This window comes from Hephaestia caeni, assembly GCF_003550065.1.
In the GTDB taxonomy this organism is placed as follows: Bacteria; Pseudomonadota; Alphaproteobacteria; order Sphingomonadales; family Sphingomonadaceae; genus Sphingomonas; species Sphingomonas caeni_A.
In genome coordinates, this window is record NZ_QXDC01000002.1 from 229,123 (window position 1) to 251,907 (window position 22,785).

General features: G+C 65.4%; 19 protein-coding genes and 1 tRNA gene. 7 read left to right on the forward strand and 13 right to left on the reverse strand.

The window, feature by feature from the left end; all coding sequences use genetic code 11:
• Positions 1–2 precede the first annotated feature (2 nt).
• The 3 genes from DFR49_RS01070 to DFR49_RS01080 form a co-directional block, all read right to left on the reverse strand.
• A complete protein-coding gene (locus DFR49_RS01070) occupies positions 3–1,235 on the reverse strand; it encodes a tyrosine-type recombinase/integrase (protein WP_119034208.1) in 1,233 nt (410 codons plus the stop codon).
• 163 nt (positions 1,236–1,398) lie between these two features.
• A tRNA-Glu gene (locus DFR49_RS01075) sits at positions 1,399–1,474 on the reverse strand.
• A gap of 100 nt (positions 1,475–1,574) precedes the next feature.
• The gene (locus tag DFR49_RS01080) at positions 1,575–2,948 is read right to left on the reverse strand and encodes a class II 3-deoxy-7-phosphoheptulonate synthase (RefSeq protein ID WP_119035204.1); all 1,374 of its coding nucleotides are present in this window, start codon (positions 2,946–2,948) and stop codon (positions 1,575–1,577) included.
• Positions 2,949–3,121: 173 nt separating this feature from the next.
• Between DFR49_RS01080 and DFR49_RS01085 the strand changes: the two genes are divergently transcribed.
• Positions 3,122–3,493, forward strand: a complete 372-nt coding sequence (locus tag DFR49_RS01085; RefSeq protein ID WP_119034209.1) for a hypothetical protein — start codon at positions 3,122–3,124, stop codon at positions 3,491–3,493.
• Between the two features lie 4 nt (positions 3,494–3,497).
• On the opposite strand, the gene DFR49_RS01090 is transcribed toward DFR49_RS01085, so the two are convergent.
• From DFR49_RS01090 to cysS, 3 genes are all read right to left on the reverse strand, one after another.
• A complete protein-coding gene (locus DFR49_RS01090) occupies positions 3,498–4,433 on the reverse strand; it encodes an NAD(P)-dependent oxidoreductase (protein ID WP_119034210.1) in 936 nt (311 codons plus the stop codon).
• Positions 4,430–4,876, reverse strand: a complete 447-nt coding sequence (locus DFR49_RS01095) for a TM2 domain-containing protein (protein ID WP_119034211.1) — start codon at positions 4,874–4,876, stop codon at positions 4,430–4,432. Before DFR49_RS01095 ends, DFR49_RS01090 begins: the two co-directional genes overlap by 4 nt.
• A gap of 122 nt (positions 4,877–4,998) precedes the next feature.
• Positions 4,999–6,462, reverse strand: a complete 1,464-nt coding sequence (gene cysS, locus DFR49_RS01100) for a cysteine--tRNA ligase (protein ID WP_245968183.1) — start codon at positions 6,460–6,462, stop codon at positions 4,999–5,001.
• A 157-nt stretch (positions 6,463–6,619) separates the two neighbouring features.
• On the opposite strand from cysS, the gene rpsU reads away from it, so the two are divergent.
• Both rpsU and DFR49_RS01110 read left to right on the forward strand, forming a co-directional pair.
• Positions 6,620–6,826, forward strand: a complete 207-nt coding sequence (rpsU, locus tag DFR49_RS01105) for a 30S ribosomal protein S21 (protein ID WP_106640311.1) — start codon at positions 6,620–6,622, stop codon at positions 6,824–6,826.
• Between the two features lie 74 nt (positions 6,827–6,900).
• Positions 6,901–7,485 carry an FKBP-type peptidyl-prolyl cis-trans isomerase gene (locus tag DFR49_RS01110; RefSeq protein ID WP_119034213.1) on the forward strand — a complete coding sequence of 195 codons (585 nt, stop codon included), beginning with the start codon at positions 6,901–6,903 and terminating at the stop codon, positions 7,483–7,485.
• Positions 7,486–7,491: 6 nt separating this feature from the next.
• Here the strand turns inward: DFR49_RS01110 and DFR49_RS01115 are convergent, their stop codons facing one another.
• From DFR49_RS01115 to DFR49_RS01135, 5 genes are all read right to left on the reverse strand, one after another.
• Positions 7,492–8,307, reverse strand: a complete 816-nt coding sequence (locus DFR49_RS01115; RefSeq protein WP_119034214.1) for an alpha/beta hydrolase — start codon at positions 8,305–8,307, stop codon at positions 7,492–7,494.
• Positions 8,304–9,416: an alcohol dehydrogenase catalytic domain-containing protein gene (locus tag DFR49_RS01120; RefSeq protein ID WP_211325785.1), complete on the reverse strand. Its 1,113-nt coding sequence runs from the start codon at positions 9,414–9,416 to the stop codon at positions 8,304–8,306. The genes DFR49_RS01115 and DFR49_RS01120 overlap by 4 nt, the downstream gene beginning before the upstream one ends.
• Complete coding sequence (locus DFR49_RS01125; protein WP_119034216.1) at positions 9,416–10,984, reverse strand: alpha-amylase family glycosyl hydrolase; 1,569 nt, start codon at positions 10,982–10,984, stop codon at positions 9,416–9,418. The genes DFR49_RS01120 and DFR49_RS01125 overlap by 1 nt, the downstream gene beginning before the upstream one ends.
• Complete coding sequence (locus DFR49_RS01130; protein WP_119034217.1) at positions 10,981–11,883, reverse strand: phytanoyl-CoA dioxygenase family protein; 903 nt, start codon at positions 11,881–11,883, stop codon at positions 10,981–10,983. Before DFR49_RS01130 ends, DFR49_RS01125 begins: the two co-directional genes overlap by 4 nt.
• A gap of 171 nt (positions 11,884–12,054) precedes the next feature.
• On the reverse strand, positions 12,055–13,458 hold the full coding sequence (locus tag DFR49_RS01135; RefSeq protein WP_119034218.1) for an MFS transporter: 1,404 nt from the start codon (positions 13,456–13,458) through the stop codon (positions 12,055–12,057).
• 84 nt (positions 13,459–13,542) lie between these two features.
• Between DFR49_RS01135 and DFR49_RS01140 the strand changes: the two genes are divergently transcribed.
• On the forward strand, positions 13,543–14,397 hold the full coding sequence (locus DFR49_RS01140) for a helix-turn-helix transcriptional regulator (protein WP_119034219.1): 855 nt from the start codon (positions 13,543–13,545) through the stop codon (positions 14,395–14,397).
• 16 nt (positions 14,398–14,413) lie between these two features.
• Entirely contained in the window at positions 14,414–15,910 is a 1,497-nt protein-coding gene (locus tag DFR49_RS01145) for an MFS transporter (protein ID WP_119034220.1), read from the forward strand.
• Here the strand turns inward: DFR49_RS01145 and DFR49_RS01150 are convergent.
• Positions 15,907–16,839: an alpha/beta hydrolase gene (locus DFR49_RS01150; RefSeq protein ID WP_119034221.1), complete on the reverse strand. Its 933-nt coding sequence runs from the start codon at positions 16,837–16,839 to the stop codon at positions 15,907–15,909. The genes DFR49_RS01145 and DFR49_RS01150 overlap by 4 nt on opposite strands.
• A gap of 64 nt (positions 16,840–16,903) precedes the next feature.
• On the opposite strand from DFR49_RS01150, the gene DFR49_RS01155 reads away from it, so the two are divergent.
• Positions 16,904–17,920, forward strand: coding sequence for a LacI family DNA-binding transcriptional regulator (locus DFR49_RS01155; RefSeq protein ID WP_119035205.1), 1,017 nt, complete (start codon positions 16,904–16,906; stop codon positions 17,918–17,920).
• 10 nt (positions 17,921–17,930) lie between these two features.
• Here the strand turns inward: DFR49_RS01155 and DFR49_RS01160 are convergent, their stop codons facing one another.
• Positions 17,931–19,589, reverse strand: coding sequence for an alpha-amylase family glycosyl hydrolase (locus DFR49_RS01160; RefSeq protein WP_245968184.1), 1,659 nt, complete (start codon positions 19,587–19,589; stop codon positions 17,931–17,933).
• A gap of 342 nt (positions 19,590–19,931) precedes the next feature.
• Here DFR49_RS01160 and DFR49_RS01165 point away from each other — a divergent pair, with 342 nt between their 5' ends.
• Positions 19,932–22,763 carry a TonB-dependent receptor gene (locus DFR49_RS01165; RefSeq protein ID WP_119034222.1) on the forward strand — a complete coding sequence of 944 codons (2,832 nt, stop codon included), beginning with the start codon at positions 19,932–19,934 and terminating at the stop codon, positions 22,761–22,763.
• Positions 22,764–22,785: the final 22 nt, after the last annotated feature.

Genomic DNA, 22,785 nt, shown 5'->3' on the forward strand with positions numbered 1-22,785 from the left:
GGCTATTGCCCGGCCTTGGCTTTGCGGAACGTCCCCTTGATGACCTTCGCGCCGTCACGGAGGAAATCGAGATGGTCCGACCAGTGCTGCATCATGCGAACGCGCTCGTCCCAATATTCGCCGCGCGTGTAGGCGCGGCGCACCGCGTTGTTGTCCTGGTGGGCAAGCTGGCGCTCGATCGCGTCGGGATGCCAGAGGCCCATTTCGTTCAAGAGCGTAGCCGCCATCGCCCGGAAGCCGTGGCCGGTCATTTCGTCCTGGCCGAAACCCATGCGCCGCAACGCGGCGTTGATGGTGTTTTCCGACATGGGCCGGTCAACCGAGCGCAGCGACGGAAACAGGTAGGAGCTATACTCCGCATCGTGCTCGATGGTGTCGAGGATTGCCAGCGCCTGCCGGGACAAGGGGATGCTGTGGGTGCGGCGCATCTTGGTCTTGTGCGGCGGGATCGTCCACACGGCCTTGTCGAAATCGAAGTCGGCCCATTCGGCAAAGCGAAGCTCGCCGGGCCGGACAAAGACATGCGGTAGGAGCCGCAATGCCGCTTTGGTGTTCGGATGTCCCTCGAACGTCTCGATGGCGCGGAGCAAGCCGCCTGCCTCGTTCGCGCTGGTGATCGCGGCGCGGTGGACGGGTTGGGGCGCAATCAGCGCGCCGCGAAGGTCTGCTGCTACGTCACGTTCCGCGCGAGCCGTGGCGATGGCGTAGCGGAATATCTGGCTGGCGGTGCTGCGAAGGCGCTTGGCCGTCTCGTAACGGCCCTTGCTCTCCATCTTGCGAAGCATCACCAAAAGTTCCTGCGCAGTGATGGAGGCGATAGGCCGCTTGCCAATGGACTCGTTGATGAAGTCCAGCAACCAGCGCAGCTTCTTCATGGTGACGGCAGAGCGGCCTTCGCACTCGACCTTGACCAGCCATTCGTCGGCAACCGCCTTGAAGCTGTTGGAAGCCGCCACGGCCGCCGCGATGCGCTCAAGTTTGATTTGCTCGGCCGGATCGCAGCCGCGCGCCAGAACCTTCCGGGCCGCGTCCCGCTGCTCGCGGGCGTCCGCAAGGCCGGTGCCGGGATAGACGCCGAACGCCAGTGTCTTTTGCTTGCCAAGGTGGCGGTAGTTCATGCGCCAATAGCGTCCACCGTTGGGGGTGACATACAGGAACAGCCCGTCGCCATCGGTGAGTTTATAGGGCTTTGCGCGGCCCTTGGCGTTTTTGATTGAAACAGCAGTAAGCGCCATGATGGTATCTCCGGCAAGGGGAGGACCGCGCTACCATCAGATATACCATCAAACTGCTGGTATCCGGTGGCACGAAGCCGCTCCGTATGGGATACCTATACCACAAAAAACCGCAGAAATCAGCCAGTTATGGCATCTTCTGGAACCCTCTGGGAGAGGATTTTGGTGACCCCTACGGGACTCGAACCCGTGTTTTCGCCGTGAGAGGGCGACGTCCTAGACCGCTAGACGAAGGGGCCGTGTGTATCGGCGAGAGCGGGCGATTACGGGGCTTGCGGGCGAGCGTCAAGTGCCGTCCGGTACTCCACGCAAGCGATCGCTCGCCGCGCGATCGGGGTTTCAGGCCGCCGCTTTCTTGCGCTCCGCCATCTCGCGATTGAGCATCTCGGCGAGCAGGAAGGCAAGCTCGAGGCTCTGGCTCGCGTTGAGGCGTGGGTCGCAATGGGTGTGGTAGCGATCGGCGAGGCTCTGCTCGGTCACCGCCACCGCGCCGCCGGTGCATTCGGTGACGTTCTGCCCCGTCATCTCGGCATGGATGCCGCCCGCGATCGAGCCCTCGGCGCGGTGCACCGCAAAAAATCCGCGCACCTCGGCCAGAATCCGATCGAACGGCCGCGTCTTGTAGCCGTTGGCCGCCTTGACGACGTTGCCGTGCATCGGGTCGCAGCTCCACACCACCGGGTGCCCCTCGCGCAGCACCGCGCGGACGAGCCGTGGCAGTCCCGCCTCGATCTTGTCGTGGCCATAACGTGTGATCAGCGTCATCCGGCCGGGAACCCGCGCCGGGTTGAGCGTGTCGAGCATCCTGAGCAGCGCATCGGGTTCGAGGCTCGGCCCGCACTTGATCCCGATCGGATTGCCGATCCCGCGCAGGAATTCGACATGCGCCGAGCCCTCGAAGCGCGTGCGATCGCCAATCCACAGGAAATGCGCCGAGGTGTCGTACCAGTCGCCGGTCAGGCTGTCCTGCCGGGTCAGCGCCTGCTCGTAGCGCAGCAGCAACGCTTCGTGGCTGGTGTAGAATTGGGTCTGCGAAAGCTGGGGCACGCTTTCGGCATTGATTCCACACGCGCCCATGAATTCCAGCGCATCGCCGATGCGATCCGCGGTTTCGGCATATTTCTTCGCCCACGGGCTGCGGCCCATGAAATCGTGCGTCCAGCTATGGACCTGGTGGAGATTGGCATAGCCCCCCTGCGCGAACGCGCGCAGCAGGTTGAGCGTCGCCGCCGATTGGGCATAGGCGCGCAGCATCCGCTGCGGATCGGGCGTGCGCGCCTCGGGCGTGAAGGCGATATCGTTGACGTTGTCGCCGCGATAGCTGGGGAGTTCGACGCCGTCGATCGTCTCGGTGGGGGCCGAACGCGGCTTGGCGAACTGGCCCGCCATCCGGCCGACTTTCACCACCGGCAGCTTCGAGGCATAGGTGAGCACCACCGCCATCTGGAGAATGACGCGGAAGGTGTCGCGGATGTTGTTTGGGTGGAATTCGGCGAACGATTCGGCGCAGTCGCCGCCCTGGAGCAGGAACGCCTCGCCCCCGGCCACGCGTGCGAGATCGGCGGTCAAGTTGCGCGCCTCGCCGGCAAAGACGAGCGGCGGATAGCTGCCGAGCTGGTCGGTCGCGGCGTCGAGCGCCGCGGCATCGGGATAATCGGGGAGCTGGCGGGCTTCGGCCGCGGTCCAGCTATCGGGGGCCCATTTGGCGGCCATGTCGATCCTCATGTGAATGCAACCCGCGTCCATGCGGGAAAATGGCAGGGGCTGCAATCAAGGAAAATTGTGGGTGTGTGATCGAGCGAGTTTGTGTCCGTCTGAAAGATGGATATCGTGCGTTGGACCCCGTTGGCCAAGAGGATGGCGCGTCGGGGAGGAAGGGCGGCGCGATGCTGATCTTCGCAATCATGGCGGCGATGGCGGGGGCGCAGGACGTGCCGCGGCCCGAGCCCGCCGCAACGCCCGTGATGGGCCCGGTGCTTGCCCCCGCGCCACTGCCCTCGGAACCCGTGCTGCTCAATGTTGCCGAGCGCGCGTTGGAATGCCGCGCCGCGCCTGACAGCGATATCGTCGTCTGCGCGGATCGCGATGACGAGCGCTTCAGGCTGCGGCCGCTGCCGGTGAAGGAAGCCGCTACCCCCTTGCGGGCGGAAGCCACGTTGTTCGGCACGGCGACGGCCTCGGCCGATGTCGAAAGCGAGGCGCTTCAGCAAGGATTGATCAGCAAGCGGCTGATGCTGCGCCTCACGCTGCCATTCTAAGACCCTAATAGCCCGTGTCGAGATCGATCACGTTCGTCATCGGCCGTCCTTCGCGAAAGGCAGCGAGATTGTCGAGGAACAGCGCGGCGCCGCGGGGAAACATCGACATCTGGCTGCGGCCGGCGAGGTGCATCGAATGGATCGCGTTGGGCGCGCTCCACAATGGATCGTCGGGCGGGAGCGGTTCGGGATCGACGGTATCGAGGAACGCACCCGCGATACGGCGCGTCGCCAGCGCGTCGATCAGCGCGGCTTTGTCGACCATATCGCCGCGCGCGATGTTCACCAGCCAGGCGCTGGATTTCATTGCCGCGAGTTCATCGGCCCCGATCATCGCCCTGGTCTCGCCGGTCGACGGCGCGGCGAGGATGACCCAATCGAATTCCGCAAGCCGCGCCCGCCAACGATCGGCGGTGAGCGTCTCGTCGCGCCCCGATCGGGTGACGCCGGTGACCGCGACGTCGAATGCCGCGAGCCGGTGGCCGATCAGCCGCCCGATCGTGCCGTATCCGATCACCAGAGCACGGCTGCCCGCCAGTTCGGCCTGCCCGGGGGCCGCAAAGGGCCATTCGCGGCGGTCGGCGATGCGGACGACCTCGTCGAAGCGTTTGGCGGCGACCAGGATTCCCATCACCGCATAATCGGCGACCGTGTGCGCGTTGAGCCCGTTGCCGTTGGTGACGATCACCCCGCGCTCTTTGAGCAAGGGCAGGGGGAAGGTGTCGAGCCCCGCAAAGATCGTCGACAGCCATTTGATCCGCGTGCCGCGCGCGACGGCCTCACCAGCGTAGCGCGGTTGCTGCATGTCGACCCAGGCGATATCGGCGTCGACCACCATAGCGTTCGCCTCGTCGGGGGTCGTGAACCACGCGACCTCGAGATCGGCGGGAAGCCGCGCTTCGACCATCGATCGCGCGAATGCGGGGAGGACGGCCTTCATCGCGGCCGGCGACCGTAGCGGTCGGCGAATTCCTCCTCGGGCATGACGAGGTATCGAATCGTATCGATCAGCGCCCACAGGCCGGTGACGACCAGTCCAATCACCGTCAGGCTCAGGACGAGCATCACGATCCCCGATCCGGTGCGCCCGAGGTAGAAGCGATGGACGCCGAGCACGCCGAACAGGAACGCGAGCAGGGCCGCGACATATTTGTTGCGCCCGCCGAGCTGGGGTTGCGCGACGACCGGCATCGCGACGGTGCCGGGAAGGCGATAGATGCGGCGCGCGGCGGTGCCGTCGGCTTCGAAATCGATCAACGCGCCGACCGCGGGGCCGATCGAATCGCTCCAGTCGCGCGGCCGAAAGACGTACCGCCGGCCGTCGTCACCCGAAATCTGGCCGTCTCCCGTTTCGCGATCGACCCCGAGCACCTGTCCGCGCATCCATGTCCCTCCCTGTAGCGCGACTTATATTGATAACACACCGAGCATTCGCAAGAGCCTAGCGCCGTTCGCAGTGGCGTGCACGATCGTAATCGCGGAGGTGATCGCGGGCATGGTCGCGCTTATCCGCCGAGCGTGAGCCTCCAGTCCCAGCCGAGCGGATCGCCGTCCATCACCTCCACGCCCGCTGCCGTCAACGCGTCGCGGATGGCGTCGGATCGGGCGAAGTCCTTGTCCGCGCGGGCCTCGCGACGCTCGGCGAGGCGTCTGGCGATCTCCTCGGTGGTGATCGTCGCGGCTGTGGGGCGTACCCGCAGCGCTTCGCGGGTGATCATTGCCAGATCGAGCCCGAGCACCGCGTCGAAATCGGCGAGCGCGGCGATACGCGCGGCGGGGGAGAGCTTCTTGTCGGCGAGCATCTCGTCGAGCACGGGCAGCGCCCGCGGGGTGTTGAGATCGTCCGACACCGCTTGATCGAGCCGTTCGCGATAGCCGAGCGCGCGCTCCGCGCTGGGCGCGTCGGGGGCTGCCGCTGCACGGTCGCGCAGCGCCGATACGGTCATCGCGAGCCGCTTGAGCCGGGTCACCGATGCCATCAGCGTCTCGCCCGAAAATTCGAGTTCGCTGCGATAATGCGCCGAAAGGCACATCAACCGATAGGCGAGGGGGTGAACGCCCTTGTCGATCAGGCTCTGGAGGGTCGTGAACCCGCCTGCGGACTTGCTCATCTTGCCTGCGCGTTCGACGAGGAAATTGTTGTGCATCCACCAGTTGGCACCGGTCTCGGTGCAGTCGCAATGCGCCTGGTTCTGCGCGATTTCGTTGGGATGGTGGATCTCGCGATGGTCGATGCCGCCGGTATGGATGTCGAACTGCGCGCCCAGATATTTCTTGCTCATCACCGAGCATTCGAGATGCCAGCCCGGCGCGCCGCGCCCCCAGGGCGAATCCCATTCCATCTGGCGGTTCTCGCCCGGCGGTGATGTACGCCAGATCGCGAAATCCTGGCGGTTGCGCTTGCCGGCCACCGCGTCGATCCGGCCTTCGGCGGCATCATCCTGCCCGCCTGCGAGCGCGCCGTAATCGGGCACGGTCGAGACGTCGAAATAGAGCCCGCTGTCGAGTTCGTAGCAATGCCCGGGCGCGATCTGCCCGGCGAACGCGATCATGTCGGCGATATGGTCGGTTGCGACCGACCAGCGGCTCGGCGCGCGGATGTTGAGATCGGCTAGGTTCTGTTTGAACGCCTGCGTATAATGCGCGGCGATATCCCAGATGCTTTTGGCCGAGGCGCGCGCGGCGGCTTCCATCTTGTCGTCGCCGGCGTCGGCGTCGGACGTCAGGTGGCCGACATCGGTGATGTTGATGACATGGGTGAGCGGCCCCCATCCCATGTCTCCCGCCTTCCATGTCAGCACGCGGCTGAGCGTGTCGGTGAAGACATAGGCGCGCAGATTGCCGATATGCGCGTAATTGTAGACGGTCGGCCCGCACGAATAGACGCGCACGCTGGCGGCGTCGATCGGTGCGAACCGGTCGACGCGGCGGGTGAGGCTGTTATAGAGGTCAAGCGGTGCGCCGGTCATGCCCGCCGACATAAACGAGCCGTACGCGCGCGCAACCGGGAACCATGTGTCGCGGCAATTCGCTTGATCAACGGCCGCACCGCTGGTAGGGCGCGCGACACACGGCGCGGGCCTGCTCGCGACGACCAATTCCTATTGACCGGAGACTGACGGGTTTATGCAGATCATCGTTCGCGACAATAACGTCGACCAGGCGCTGCGCGCGCTCAAGAAGAAGCTGCAGCGCGAGGGCGTCTATCGCGAGATGAAGCTGCGCCGGCACTATGAGAAGCCGAGCGAGAAGCGCGCGCGTGAGCGTGCCGCCGCTGTCCGTCGCGCCCGCAAGCTCGAGCGCAAGCGGATGGAGCGCGACGGCGTCCGTTGAACTGCCGTTGCCACCGACGGGCGAATTGAGCCCGTCGCTTTCCTTCTGATCGTGCCAGCCGCAAGGGCCTGCTTATGTCCGTGACCGCCGTTCCTTTGCAGCCTACGCCCCGGCGTATCCTGGTGATGCTGTGGGTGGGGATCCTGGCGGCGATTGCGATCGCGGTCGGGCTCGCGTTTGCTGCCCCGAGCAATCCGGTGAGCGGCTTCCTGGCGACGAACGCGCATGAGGATGGCGTGGTGCAGACCGCATCGGGCCTGCAATACAAGGTGCTCGAACCCGGCAAGGGCGCCGCGCCGACCGACGAGGATGTGGCGCTCGTCAATTACGACGGCAAGCTCGTCGACGGCAGCCAATTCGATCAGTCGCAGCAGCCGGTGCCGTTCCCGTTGGGCGAGCAGGCGGCAATTCCCGGCTTCGAGGAAGCGCTCAAGCTGATGCCCAAGGGCGCGAAATATCGCGTCTGGATCAAGCCCGACCTTGGTTATGGCGCCGATGAGAAGAAGGATCAGACCGGCAAGGTCGTGATCCCCGCCAATTCGATCCTCGTGTTCGATATCGACATGCTCGATTTCCTGCCTAAGGCGGTGATTCGCCAGATGCAGATGCAGCAGCAGATGATGGGCGGCGCAGGCGGTCCCCCTCCGGGCGGCCAGTAAGGTCGTCTAACCGCGCCGGCGCGCGCTGATCGCCGCGCCGACGAAGCCAAGCGACGCGTCGAGATTGGTGCGCCAATAACCCCAATCGTGCCCGCCGGGGCGTTCGGCATAATCGTGTGCGATTCCCGCCTCATCGAGGGCGTCGTGCAGGGCGCGGTTGCGCTCGATATATGGATCGTCGACGCCGCAATCGATATGGATCGGCGGCAACGCGGACGGCGCCTCGCACAAGGCGACAATCGCCGAGCAATCGATTGGCGCAGTGCTCCAATCCTGCCGGCTTTCCTCGATCAGCGGATCGAGATCGGCGGCGTCGATTGCTGCCGAATGTGCCGCGACGCCCACGAAGCGGTCGGGATATTTGCCCGCGAGCCGCAACGCGGCGAATCCGCCCATGCTCAGCCCGATGACCGCAAGCGGCGATGCCGGGCTGCAGGCGGGGCAGGCGGCGCGCATCGCCGCGGGTACTTCCTCGACGATCCAGCGCTCGAAATCGCGGGTCCGGTGCGGGACATAGCCCGAACCGTCGCCCCACAACCCGTCGGAGGGCATCGCGAGCACCAGCGGCGGGATCGTGCCTTCGTCGATCAGGCGCTGCGCGGTCAGGTGTGCGCCGCCCTTCAGCGCCCATGCCCAATGCGAACCATAGACGCCGTGGAGCAATATCACGATCGGCACATCGGCGAGGCCGCTGACGCAATCCGGCACGAACAGGGTGATATCCGCGCGCGCGCCCAGCGCCGCGCTTTTCACCGTCATGAAGCGCAGGCCGGTCGGGTCGATGGCGGGATCCGAAAGTTCGACGGTGCGAAAGTCGGTCATGGAATCGTGAACACGCCCTTGCCGCTGCGGCCGTTCAGCATGTTGTCGAACGCCGTTGCCGCATCGTCGAGGCGATAATGGTGCGTGATCAGCGCGTCGATCTCGATCGCCCCGCTTTCCACCCAGCCGAACAGCCGCGGAAAATCACGCGCGGGCACGCAGCCGCCGTACAGCGGTGTGAGGTAGCGTTTGTTCCAGAAGAAGTCGGTCATCGGCACCGCGACCTCGCCATGCGCGCCGCTGACCTGGATCGCGTTGCCGCCGTTGCGCGCGAGCAGCAATGGCGCGAACGCAAGCGCGGCGATCCCGGTCGCCTCGAAGGCATGATCGACGCCGCGTCCGCCGGTCATCGCCCGGATCCGGTCGACGAGCGCTTCGTGCCGTGGATCGTCGGTTGCCGCCTGCACCACATCGGTCGCGCCGAATGCCCGTGCGCGTTCGAGCGGCGCGGTGCGCGTGTCGATCGCGATGATCCGCCCCGCGCCCGCCAGCCGCGCGCCCTGGATGACGTTGAGCCCGACCCCACCGCACCCGACCACCGTGATGCTGTCGCCCGCCTGCACCTCGGCGATATTGATCACGGACCCGATCCCCGTCATCACCGCGCAGCCGAGGATGCAGGCGCGCTCGGCCGCGAGACCAGCCGGCCGGGGCGTCACCGCTTCGGCGCGGACGAGCGCATAGCGCGCAAAGGTGCCGAGATGAAACGAGCGCTCGATCGGCGTGCCCCGCCACCGCGTGCCGCCGCGATGTGCGCGGCTGGTGCCGAGCGCGTCAGGATCGTGTTCGTGGGTACGTTCGCACAAGGCGGGCTGGGCGCGAGTGCATTGGAAGCAGCGTCCGCACGGAATCGCCCAGTTGAGCACGACCGACTGGCCGGTTTCCAGTCCCGTCACATCGTCACCGGTCGATTCGACGATACCGGCGCCCTCGTGCCCCATCACCAGCGGGCCGGGCCAGTGCAGCGAGGCATGGTCGGTGTGGCACAAGCCGGCTGCGGTCACGCGCACGCGCACTTCGCCGGGGCCGGGTGGCTCGACCGCGATCTCGTCGAGCGCGAACCCACCCTTGCCGTCGGCGATCAGCGCCGGGCCGGTGAGTGGTGCCATCAACGCGGGCCGAGCACGGCGGAACGATAGGGCGCGAGTACGATCTCCCCGTCTGCGCTTGGTGACGTATCCAGCAGATCGTGCGGGGCGGTCCCTTCGGGGCGATAGCGCGCCTCGTGATCGGTCAGGTTGCTGACGATCAGATAGCGTTGATCCCCCTCGCTCCGCTCGACGACGAGCATCCCCGGTGCGCTTTCCAGCACCTGCTGGCCGCCTTGCTCGAACGCGGGCGTGCGATGCCGCAGGTCCAGCAACCCGCGATAAAGCGACAGCAGCGAGTGGGGATCGCGATCCTCTTCCTCGACCGAAATCCCGTCATCCTTCTGGTTGAACCGCTGGGTCCAATAGCTCTTGTCGCTGCGATACCAATTGGCGTGGATCGCCGCGTCGGGATCGGCCTTCCACTCGAAGGCTTCGCGCGTGCCGATGTCTTTCTCGTCGGTGTGATATTCGTCGCGCTGGTGCCCGCGCATCCCCAGTTCTTCGCCGTAATAAATCAGCGGTGTGCCCTTGAGCAGCATCGTCAGCACCGCGGCGGTACGCAGCTTCTCTGGCGTGATGCCGGGTTCGGACGCAAGCCGGTTGGTGTCGTGGTTGGCCGCGAAGATGAGCTGGTGCTTGCCCGCCGGCGTCGCTTTCTCTGTGCCCGCGATCGCCTCGGCGATCTTGTCGCGATCGAACGCGCGGATCGCGCCCATCAGCGGGAACGCGAACACGTAATCGACATCGCCTTTGGTCAGATAATCGGTGCCGTACCCCCAGTCCGATTGCTCGGCGATGAAGGTCGCCTTCGGGTTGGCGGCGCGCACGCTGGAGAAGATCGGCTTCCAGAAATCGTCGAACAAATTGGTCAGAATGTGCTTGTCGTCGAGATCGTCCATCATGTGATCGAGCCGGAACCCGTCGACACCGTCGCTGAAATCGCCGTCGCCATTGGGGTCGACCCAGCTCAGGAAGAACTTCTCGAAATACGCCTTGAGCGCCGGCGACTTCATGTTGACGGTGGTGATCCCGGTTTCGCCGTCGGGAAAGCGGGGTGCGATCGTGATCCCGAACGGTCCTTCCTCGGGCCTGGTGTTGCCGGGGCCGTGCCAGATCAGGAAATCGCTGTACGGCGCGCCGGGCTTGCCGAGGGTCGAACTATACCACGGGTGGCCGTAGGCGACGTACTGGATCTCCTGATCGAGATAGATCTTCATGCCGCGCTTGTGAATCTCCGCCACCATCCGATGATAATCGGCCATCGTCCCGAATTCGGGGTCGATGCCCTCGAAATCGTCGGCGAAATAATTGTGATAGAATTCCGACGGGTAGAGCGGCGTCAGCAGGATCGAGGTGACGCCCAGCCGTTTCAGATAATCGAGGCTGTCGGTGATGCCCTGAAGATCGCCTTCACCGTCGCCGTTGCTGTCGCGCATCGATCGCGTGAAAATCTGGTAGAAGACCTCCTGGCCGGGATTGGTGGGGGCCACCGCGACGGGCGTGCCCACACGCGGCGCCGTGGTGGTCGCGCAGCCGCCAAGCATGATCGCGAGCGCCGCGCCCAGCGCGCCAAACGAGCGCCTCACGCCGCGAACCGGGTGACATCGGGAGTTCGCACCCACGCAATCGGCGAAGGACTTCCCTCCATCGTCGGCAGCACGTCTTCGACACGGGCGCGCAGTTCGGGCGTCCAGTCGAGCGGGGTCAGCGGCCGCTCGGGAGTGACGATATCGTCGTTGCGCATATAGCCCATCATCGCGCGCGCCTGCATGCCGGGCGACATCGTGTCCCAGTGCGGCATGTACCAGAGCGTCAGCAGCGGGCGCTCGTGCGCGGTCGCGTTGCCGTATGCGCTGTGGATCAGCCGCGCGTCGCCGACGAGCACGTCGCCCGCGGTCACCGGCACCGCCACCTCGTCGGGATGCGCCGCGAAGGCAGGGTTGTCGGGGTTGAGGAAACCCTGAAGCTCGGCCGAATGCGCAGCCTCGAGATGGTGGAGCGGATGATCGTGGCGATGCGAACCGGGGATCACGCGCAGGCAGCCGTTTTCGGGCGTGGTATCGGTCAGGTAGATCATCGCGAACCATTGCTGCGGCCGCGCCTTGTAGCTTTCGGGTTCGGTCCAGCCCCACCAATCCTGATGCCAGAACAGCGGCGGTCCGCCCGCTGGCTTGGAGATCAGGAACCCGCCGGTCCAGCGCGGGTCGCTCGCGCCGAGGCCACGCAGCGTATCGATCAGCCCCTTGTGGCCGATGATGTCGGCGAACTCGGGGCTGTCGCTCAGATGGCATAGCGAGCCGTTCGATTTGACCTTCTCGCGCGCCTCCGCGCTTTCGCGGAACAGCCGAGCGTGGGCGCGCAACAGCAATGTGTCCATGAATTGTGGATCGAGCAGGCCTGGAATGCGGACGAAGCCGTTGCGATTCAGCGTGTCGGCGGGCGACAGCGCGGTCTCGGTCGTGCGGGCGATAGTGGTCGTCGTCATAACCCACTCCTAAGATGTGTCCGTGCTCCTGCGAAAGCAGGAGCACGGGGCCGGGTGAGCCGTGCGTAGCTCTGGATCCCTGCTTTCGCAGGAATACGGCTTCACCAGATCGAACATGATTCTACGTCACTAGAGTGCTGGACGCAGCCGTTCTTGCTGTCCCGTCGGGCATCATAAACTATCGTATATTTGTTCTTTCCGACCGATCGGCGCGACGAAGAGCCAAAGCATAGCCGACAAAGCGAGGCAGCAGGCACCGACAAGAAATATCGCTCCCTTGTCGTGCATCTCGTTCGCCCACGGCCCCAGCGCAAAGCTCGCGACGAGTTGCGGCAGCACCACCGCGAGGTTGAACAGGCCCATGAACAGCCCGATCCGCGCCGGTTCGACGCGCTCGCTCATGATCGCGAAGGGCAAGCTGACGATCGCGCCCCAGCCGATCCCCGCGATCGCCATCAGCACGAACAGCATCGCCGGGCTGTGCGCGAGGCTCCAGATCGCTGCGAAGGCGATCGCCATGAGGCCGAGCGACGCGGCATGGATGTGAACCCGCCGGAACCGCGCGGCGAGAGGCGCGAGGAGCAGGGCGGGGGCAAGCGCCGCGACACCGTTGAGCGCCAGATAGGCGAGCGCGGTGACGCGGCCCAGCGCGGCGTCGTCGAGCCACGGCATCCGGTGCTGGATGAACGAGACGAGATAGATGAACAGCGATTGCACCCCGATCCAGCTCATCGCGTGCGCGGCGATAATGCGCCGGAACGGCTGTTGGGTGACGAGTGCGTGGCCGATCAGAACGGCGGTGGCGCCCGCGCAGAGCAGTTCGGGCAGCCCGCTCATGGGCGCAGCACCCATCAGCCGCGCCGCCATTGCGTAAACGTCGTAGACGAGCACCGCGGCCAGCGGCGACAGCAGGCCGATCACGCGCAGGCTCGCGCCCGATCCGGTCTCGCGCGGTGGCGGCAGCGTGCGCGGCTCCTCGATCAGCAGAATCGGCACGATCGACAACAGCAGCACGACTCCGACCGACGCGTAGATCAGCATGTCGTTGCCGAGCAGCGCGCCGATGACGTAGGCGAGGACGCCGAAGCTGCCCGAGACCGTCTGCATCCAGCTATAGCCGCGCGAACGTTCCGGGCCTTCCGGCGTCACGTCCGCGATCAGCGCGCGGGTGGGGTTGAAGCTCAGGTTGATCGCGAGGTCGAGCGCGAGCGATACCGTCACCGCGACGCCGATCACGCTTTCGAACCGCAGCGCGTGCGAGATCGCGCCGATCGCGGGGAGCGCGAGGATCATCAGCGCGGCGACGATTCCGCCGACGAGGATGAAGACCCGCCGCCGCCCGTTCCACACCCACACCCGGTCGCTGACGATCCCTACTGCGACCTGCCCCACGATCCCGGCGAGCGGCCCCGCCGCCCAGACGAGCCCGATCTCCTCGATGTCGAGGTGATAGCGCGTCGCCAGGATCCAGCTCAGCACCGAAATCTGCACCGAGAGCGCGAACCCCATCGCGGTCGCGGGCAAGGTGATCAGCGCGAAGAAGCCGCGCGTCCGCCGGCGCTGGATGTCGAGCATGCCTCTCCCCTTTGTTCGCTCCTGTGCGACGAAGCCTGTGGACGGGCTTGCGCGCAACGGGAAAAACTATCATGCTCTTGACCTATGGCATTGCGACCGATCTGCGAACCGGTCGATCTCCCGCTCGGCACCTCGGTGTTGGCGGAGCGGGTCGAACATCGGGACGATTCGCCTGAGCTGGGGCGGCTGCTGCATTTCCATGACGTCAGCGAGCTGGTGATCTTCGATGCGGTGCGGGGCAGCTTTCTTGCCGACGGGCGACGGCACGCGGTGGCCGACGGCACCGTCGTTTTTGCGCCGTCGATGCGGCATCACGATTATGAACTGGCGCCGGGCGCCAAATCATGGACGCTCATCCAGATCGATCCGTATATCGTCGAGCATCTCGCGCTCCAGCCGGATTACGCGCGGCTCGCGCGGCCGTTCGCAGCGCGCCCCGATTCCGCACAATGGCAACGAATCGAGACGCTCGCACACTGGCTTCGCGAGGTGACGACCGCTAATGCTCGCGACCCACTGGTGATTCGAATTGTCGAGCTTTTGCTGCTCGCGGTCGTCGCGTCGCCCGAGGTGGAGGCGGCGGATGCGGGCGAGGACACGGCCTATGTCGAGCGGCTGTTGCCGGCGGTCGAATATCTGCGGCGCGATCCGGGCGCGGCGGTCGCGCTCGAGGAGGCCGCGGCGATGTGCAACCTGTCGCCGGCCTATTTCTCGCGCCGCTTCAAGCGCGTCTTCGGTATGAATTTCACCGATTATGTCCGCACCTATCGGCTGCACCTCGCGGCGCGGCGGATATTGACGACGGGCGCGCCGGTCTCCGACATCGCCTACGGCCTCGGTTTCGCGAGCCCGTCGCATTTCACCGCGCGGTTCCACGAACGCTTCGGGATGACGCCGCGCGCCTATCGCCAGAGCGTGCGGCGGCGGCAGGATAATTGAGCGTGAGGGAGGGGGAATGACCAAGACCAAGCCGCTGCTCGGCTTCTGGGGGCTGTGGAACATCTCGTTCGGCTTTTTCGGCATCCAGGTCGGGTTCGCGCTCCAGGGCGCCAATGTCAGCCGCATCTTCCAGACGCTGGGCGCGCCGGTCGACGACCTCGCGATTCTGTGGATCGCGGGGCCGGTCACCGGGCTGCTCGTTCAGCCGCTGATCGGTCATTACAGCGACCGCACCTGGGGGCGATTGGGACGGCGGCGGCCCTATTTCCTGGCGGGCGCGATCCTCTCGACGCTCGCGCTGGTGGCGATGCCCAATGCGGGCGTCTTGTGGATCGCCGCCGGGTTGTTGTGGGTGCTCGACGCATCGATCAACGTATCGATGGAGCCGTTCCGAGCCTTTGTGGGCGATATGCTCGACGAACGGCAGCGGACGCGGGGCTATGCTTTCCAGACGATCTTCATCGGCGCGGGCGCGGTGCTGGCGTCGACGGCGCCGTGGTTCCTGACGCGCGTCGTCGGGCTCTCCAACGTGGCGGCGCCGGGCGAGATTCCGATCACCGTGCGCTACGCCTTCTATCTCGGCGCCGCGATGCTGCTGTTCACCGTGCTTTGGACGGTGCTGACGAGCCGCGAATATTCGCCCGACGAAATGGCGGCATTCGACAATACGCCGCGGCAGACCGTGCCGCACGCAAGCGCCGCACCGAGCGTTCGACAAGGGGCGATCTGGGCGGTGACGGGCGCGGTGATCGTCGCCGGGGTGGCGCTTTTGGGGCTCGACAAACCGCTCTACATCCTCGGCTTCGGGCTGCTCGCGTTCGGATCGGCGCAGATCGTCAATCGCTGGCGGCTTGCCGCGAACGCCGATCGGCTGCTCAACCACATCCTGTCCGATCTCAACGCGATGCCGCCGACGATGCGGCGGCTGGCGGTGATCCAGTTCCTGTCGTGGTTCGCGATGTTCATCCTGTTCATCTACGCGACCCCGGTGGTCGCGGCGTATCAGTTCGGCGCGACCGACCCCGCCACCCAAGCCTATAACGACGGCGCCGATTGGGTGGGGCTGCTGTTCGGCGTCTATAACGGGGTTGCGGCGCTCTGGGCATTCGCCATCCCCGCGATCGCCGCGCGGATCGGGGCGCTGCGCCTGCACGCGATCAACCTCGTCGCGGGCGGGCTGGGCTTCGCCTCGGTGGCGCTGATCCGCGATCCCCATCTGCTGCTGCTGTCGATGGTCGGGGTCGGGATGGCGTGGTCGTCGATCCTGACGGTGCCCTATTCGATCCTGTGCGGCAGCCTGCCGTCGACGAAACTCGGCGTTTATATGGGGTTGTTCAACATCTTCATCGTCCTGCCGCAACTCGTCGTCTCGACCGTGATGGGCAGCCTTGCGCGGCATCTCTATCCGCACGCGCAGGGCACCGCGTTCCTGATCGCGGGCGCTTTCATGGCCGCGGCAGCGGTGGCGTCGCTCCGGCTCGAACGCGATCCCGTTGCGAGGGCTGCCGCCTAACGCCGGGCAAGCAGGAAGGTGAGCGGTTGATCGAGCCGGGCGCGCCACGATTGTTCGTTGTGCGCCGCACCCGGAAACACCTTGCTCTGCCAGTCGCGCCCCGGCATCCAGCCGCGTTCGACGACGGCGCGATCGACCTGTTCCTGAAGCGGCGCGTAGAGTCGATCGAGCGTCTGGTCGCCGTGATCGAACCAGAGCCGATGCGTTCCCGCGGGCGGCAGCGTATCGTGGATATAGCCCGTAAACGCCGCGCCGATCGCGTCGACATCGGCCTGGGGCAGCAACTCGCCGTCGGGTGGCAGGAACAGTGCCCAATGCGACGAAAGGCAGCCGGCGGCGCCGAACACCTGCGGATATTCGGCGAGCGCGTAGAGCGAGATCAGCCCGCCCATGCTCGATCCCATGATCGTCGTATGGTCGGGCCCGCGCGCGGTGGCGTAGCGCGCGTCGATATAGGGTTTGAGTTCGGTGACGATGAACTTGAGATAGGCGTCGGAAAGCGGCGCGCCCTGATAGAGTATCTCGACGCGCTGCCGCTGGTCGTCGGGAAGCCGTGCGAACACCTTCGCAGGCATGTATTCGCGCAGCCGCTGGGGCGTGTTCCAGATGCCGACGACGATCGTGCGCCGGATGCGGCCTTCATCCACCAATCGCGTCACCGCTTCGTCGACGCCCCATTCGTTGCCACCATAGGCGCCGCGATCGCGGAACAGGTTCTGGCCGTCGTGCATGTAGAGAACGTCATAGGGTGCGCCGTGCGGATCGTAATCGGCGGGCAGCCAGATCGTCACCGGGCGCGTCTCGACCTCGTGCGACGGGAAGGCGGCGATCTGCACCAGCGTGCCCGGATCGGGCGGCGTTTGCGCGGTTGCGGGGCTGCAAAGCATTGCCGCGGCAACGGCGAAAAACAGCACGATCGAACGCAGCATGGCCGTGACTCCGAATGAGGATGCGGTAAAAGCGGGATATGAAATTTCTTGCAAGCGCGCATCGATGACGGGGCGTCCGATCACCAGACTCGAGGATCTCGCGCGGCTCGCCGGCGTCTCGACCGCGACCGTCAGCCGGGCGCTCAACGACAGTGCGGCGGTCAATGTCGCGACCAAGCGGGAGATCTGGAAGCTCGCGCGCGAGCACAATTATCCCTTTCGGCGCTATATGCCCTCCGGCCCGATCGGTGCGCAGGCGACGATCGCGGTGGTCATCACCCGGCCGCAAGGGCGCGTCGATCGGTTGTCCGATCCATTCCTTCTCGAACTGGTCGGCGGGATCGGCGACGCGGCGCGCGAGCGCGGATGCGATTTCCTCGTCAGCCATGTCGCGCCGTCGACCTATGACGATCTCTCGGCGCTGATGGCGACCAACCGCGCCGACGGCGTCATCTTCCTCGGCCAGAGTTCGCTGTTCGCCGAGTTCAACCAGCTCGCGCAGGAAGAAAGCCGCTTCGTGGTGTGGGGCGCGCAACTGCCCGAACAGCGCTATTGCTCGGTCGGCAGCGACAATCTGCGCGGCGGCAGGCGTGCGACGGCGCATCTCGCGCGGCTCGGGCGGCGGCGGATCGCGTTTCTGGGCGATATCGAGGCGCCCGAGGTGATCCAGCGGTATCAGGGCTATCTGCGCGCGCTCGAGGAGGCGGGGCTGCCGGTCGATCCGGCGCTGGTCGTCCCCGCCCATTTCGAGATCGAGTTCGCCGAGGCCGCGGTCGATACGCTGATCGCGCGGCAGGTCGATTTCGATGCGATCTTCGCCGCGTCGGACATGATCGCGCTCGGCGCGATCCGGTCGCTGCTCCATGCCGGGCGCAGCGTGCCGGGCGACGTCTCGGTCGTCGGCTATGACGACGTCCAGTTCGCGCGCTACAATCATCCGGCGCTGACCACGATCGCGCAGAACACCGGCAAAGCGGGGCGGCTGCTCGTCTCGAAGCTCCTCAATTCGGTGCCCGATGAGGAAATGCGCTCGGAACGCGTGCCGACCGATCTGATCGTGCGGGAATCGTGCGGCGGCTGAGCCGGCGCGGTCATCGGCGCGCGATATAACCGCCAAGCGCGGGCAGGGTGGCCGGCGCAGGGGCGCCGTCGTGCCAGCCGCGTTCGGTTGCGGCGACGAGGCGCCAGCCGGGCTCCGGCGGCGCCCAATCGACCGGCGCATGGCCGAGGTTGAGCACGCACAGCAATCGCTGGCCGTCGTCGTCGGCGCGTTCGAACGCCAGCAACGGTTCGGGCGCGTCGAGAAAGGTGAGCGTGCCGGTGCGCAACGCTGCGTGCTCGCGTCGCAGGGCGATCATCTGCCGGGCGAAGGCGAGCGTCGATTCGGGATCGCGATCTTGGCGATCGACGGCAAGCGCATCGTGTTCGGGATCTAGCGGCAGCCACGGTTCGCGCGGTGACGCAACGGTCGAAAAGCCAGCATCGGGGGCACCGCCGATCCAGGGCATCGGCGTGCGTGCGCCGTCCCTGCCCAGCGTCACCGGCCAGTTGAGAATGGCATCGGGATCCTGAAGCCGGTCGAAGGGCACCGCCGCGGTCGGCAGGCCCAGCTCCTCGCCCTGATAGAGGAAGGCGTTGCCGCGCAGCGCGAGCAGCAGCATCAGCGTCAGCCGCGCCAGCCGTTGCGGATCGCGCCCCTGCGCCCAGCGCGAGATATGGCGCGGCGCGTCATGGTTGGAAAACGCCCAGCTCGGCCAGCCTTCGCCCTCGTCGCTCGACCAGGCCGACAGCGCCTTGCGCACCGTCGCGGGGTCGAGCGCATCGGCATAGAGGAACGCGAAGCCGTAAGCGGTGTGCAGCAACGCGTTGCCGTGGGTGAACGCCTTCATTTCGCGATCGGCGTCATCGCCCCCCACCTCGGCGACGGTGAAGCGGGCGTCATAGCCGTCGAGCAACGTGCGCAAGCGCCCCAGAAACCCGGGGATATTGGCATGCGACTGGTTGTAGAGATGCTGCTGGTAATCGAACGACCGCGTCCGCGGGCCATCGTCGACGGCCGGAGGATTGTCGCGCAGGGCAGGGTCGTGCATCGCGAAGTTGATCGCGTCGAGCCGGAAGCCGTCGACGCCGCGGTCGAGCCAGAAGCGCGCGGCGTCGAGCAGCGCGTCCTGCACCGCCGGATTGTGGACATTGAGATCGGGCTGGCTGCCGAGAAAGTTGTGCAGATAATATTGCCCGCGGCGGGTGTCGAAGCTCCACGCGGCGCCGCCGAATACCGATTGCCAGTTGTTGGGCGGGGTGCCGTCGGGCCGGGGGTCGGCCCAGCAATACCAGTCCGCCTTGGGGTTGGTGCGATCGGCGCGGCTCTCGGCGAACCAGGCGTGCTGGTCCGAGGTGTGCGAATAGACCTGGTCGATCACCACCTTGAGCCCGAGCGCGTGGGCGCGCGCCACCAGCGCATCGAAATCCGCGAGCGTTCCGAAGATCGGATCGACGCCGCAATAATCCGCCACGTCGTAGCCGAAATCCTTCATCGGCGACGGAAAGAAGGGCGATAGCCAGATCGCGTCCACCCCCAGGCGCGCGACATGATCGAGATGCGCGGTGATGCCGGGCAGATCGCCGATGCCGTCGCCGTTCGAATCGGCGAAGCTGCGAGGATAGATCTGGTAGATCACCGCACCGCGCCACCACGGGGCCGCGCTGCCTTGTACGGCCTGCCTGCCGTCGAGATCATCGATCGTCGTCACATCCGCTCCCTTTGCGCGTCGGAATCAACCGACCCGGTTTTATTGCAAATATTTACATAACTCGACGCTCGTCAACTACTCTTTGAGCGGCGGCAAGGCATAGGAAATTTAATGATATAAAATCAATGAATTATGAACATATCGTTGCGATGATTCTATTCGAGAACGGGGCTCTGCTGCGGCGTCGGCGATATTCTCTCTTGCAAAGATCAACAACATTTTGCAGTCTTTTGCAATCGCGCCCTGAAAGAGCAAGGCTAGGGCGGGCGTCGACTGGGGGCCTCAGCGCCCGACGAGAGCGCCGCACGGATCGCGTGGCGAGGCAAAAGGGGAGGGAATGTGATGAAGGTTTCGATTCGTCCGTCCAGGGTGACGTTGATGATCGGTTCGGCAAGCGCTGCGCTGATGTTGGGATTCGCGTCGACCGCGCATGCCCAGGCAAGCGGCGATGCCGCGAGCACGCAGGCGAGCGACACCGCCGCCGACGACACGGGCAACGACATCGTCGTCAGGGGCTTTCGCGCCAGCGTCTTCGAATCGATCGCGGCCAAGCGCGAGTCGCCGATCATCGTCGATGTCGTCTCGGCCGAGGACATCGCGGGGCTCCCCGACGTGTCGATCGCGGAAGCGATTGCGCGCCTTCCGGGCGTCACCTCGCAGCGCGGCGGCGGGCAGGCGAGCGCGATCAACATTCGCGGGCTCAACCAGGATCTCGTCTCGGCGTCGTTGAACGGTCGCGAACAGGTCGCGACCAGCGGGCTGCGCACGATCGAGTTCGATCAATATCCGTCCGAACTGCTCACGCAGGCGGCGGTGTACAAATCGCCGATGGCCTCGCTGATCGAGGGCGGCATCGCGGGCAAGGTCGAACTCAAGACCGCGCGTCCGCTCGACATGACCGAGAATTTCCAGGGCTCGCTCAATATCCGCGGCAGCTACAACGATCGCGCGAGCCAGCAGCCCGATGCGCATGAATTCGGTTATCGCGTCTCGGCGTCGATCCAGGCCAAATTGATCGAAGACAAGCTCGGGGTCGCGCTCGGCTATGCGCGGCTCGTCCAGCCCAACGTCGCGACGCGGCTCAGCGCCTATGATTACGTGCTGACCGGTGCCAGCGGCGGCAACGCGACGGACATCGACGGCAACGGTGTTCGGGATGCGATCAGTTACGGGCTCGAACTCAACCAGTTCGGCGGCACCGAGACCCGCGACGGTGTGCTTGGCGTCATCCAGTTCGAGCCGAACCCCGGCACGCGGTTCATGCTCGACGGCTATTGGTCGCGCTTCAATTCGGACGTGCGCCGCCGCGGCGTGCGGTTCTCAGGCGCGCAAAACGGCGACACCGATATCGGCACGCTCACCGATCCCGTTGTGGTCAACGACGCGATCGTCGGCGGCCACTGGCAAAGCGGCAACGGCGTCAATTTCGAATCGATCAATCAGGACGAGAGCGATCGCGACCGGTTGTATACGATTGGCGGCAATTTCCAGCAGGATTTCGGCGACGCCGTGACGCTCAACCTCGATGCCAGCTATTCGACCGCGAACAGCTATTTCCAGAATTCTGGCATCAACGTCTTCCCCTACGTGTCGGACGGCGCGGGCGGTTACGTGCAGGCGACATCGGTGCCTGGCGCGCTCCAGTTCGATTATCAGTTGAACGGGCTCAACGTGCCCGATCTGAACTTCGACTGGGATTTCACCGATCCCGAGTTGAATCGCTTCCAGGGCTATTTCATCGTGCCCCAGGAAGACAACGACCAGATGTGGGCTTATGCCGGCGACCTGACGTGGCGTGTCGACGGCAGCTTCATCAAGTCGATCGAGGTCGGCGCGCGCTATTCGACGCGGCGTGCCGATCGTACCGTCACCGCGTTCAACCAGTTCGGTATCGCCGCGCCCGTCGCGTTGCCCGACGGGTTGTACGAACGGGCCGGCTTCAAGGGTGACTATGCGGCGCACGGCTGGCCCGATTTCCTGTCGGTGGACATCGACGGGATTCTCGACCAGTTCGTCGGGCCGGATCGCCCGGTGCGGCAGGATTGGCCCGGCTTCGGCTGGACCTATGACCAGAGCTTCACGATCCGCGAGAAAGTGTGGGCGGGTTACGGCCAGCTCAATTTCGATACGGTTGCCGGCGGGCTCAATTTCTCCGGCAATCTGGGCCTGCGCGCTGTCCACACCGATCAGAATTCAACGTCGTCGCTGGCGGTGCCGGGATCGGGAACCGATCGCTACATCTCGACGATCGGCGACAAATACTGGACGTTCCTGCCGTCGGCGAACTTCATCCTCGATCTGTCAGCGCATGATCGCTTGCGGATGAGCTTCTCGCGCCAGATGTCGCGCGCACGGTTCTTCGATCTGCGCAACTCGATCAGCTTCGGGCTCACCAATATCGGCGCGGGGCAGTATCAGCCGCGCGGCGGCGGCGGTAATCCGATGCTGCGCCCCTATATCGCGAAGCAATGGGATTTCGGCTACGAGCATTATTTCGGCACGACCGGGCTGTTCCAGGCCGGTGTGTTCTACAAATGGCTCGAAAGTTTCGTCGCCAACGGCACGATCTACGATTTCGATTACCGCGGTTCGGGGCTCACCTATCCGACGCTGCCGACCGACGCGCCTCCCGGTTCCACCGCACTCGACACCGGTTGGCTCAACGCGCCGATCAACGGCAAGGGCGGCGACGTCTATGGTCTCGAGGTACAGTTCACCAAGACCTTCCCGTCGCTTCCGGTGCCGTTCGACGGTCTCGGCGTCATCGTCAACTACGCCTATACCGAGAGCAGCCTTCAGGTGGAGAGCCCGGATTCGGGGCGGATCTTCAAGCTGCCGTTGATCGGGCTGTCGAAGCACGTCTTCAATCCGACCGTCTTCTACGAGAAGGGCGGTTTCGCGGGCCGCGTCGGCGTGCGGTATCGTTCGGGCTATGTCGCGTCGCACTTCGGCTTCGGCGAGAAGGTGACGGGCAATGCCCCCGAAACCGTTGTGGACGCGCAGCTTTCCTACGCTTTCCCCAAGAGCAGCGCGCTCGATGGCCTGACGCTCTATCTCCAGGGCAACAACCTGACCGACGCGTCGACGCGCGCTTATTGGGGGCAGGAAGCGCAGACCAACCTGCTCCAGCAATTCGGGCGGGTGTTCTATGCCGGCGCGACGATCAAGTTCTGATGCCTTCCCCCTGGCCGCCGCT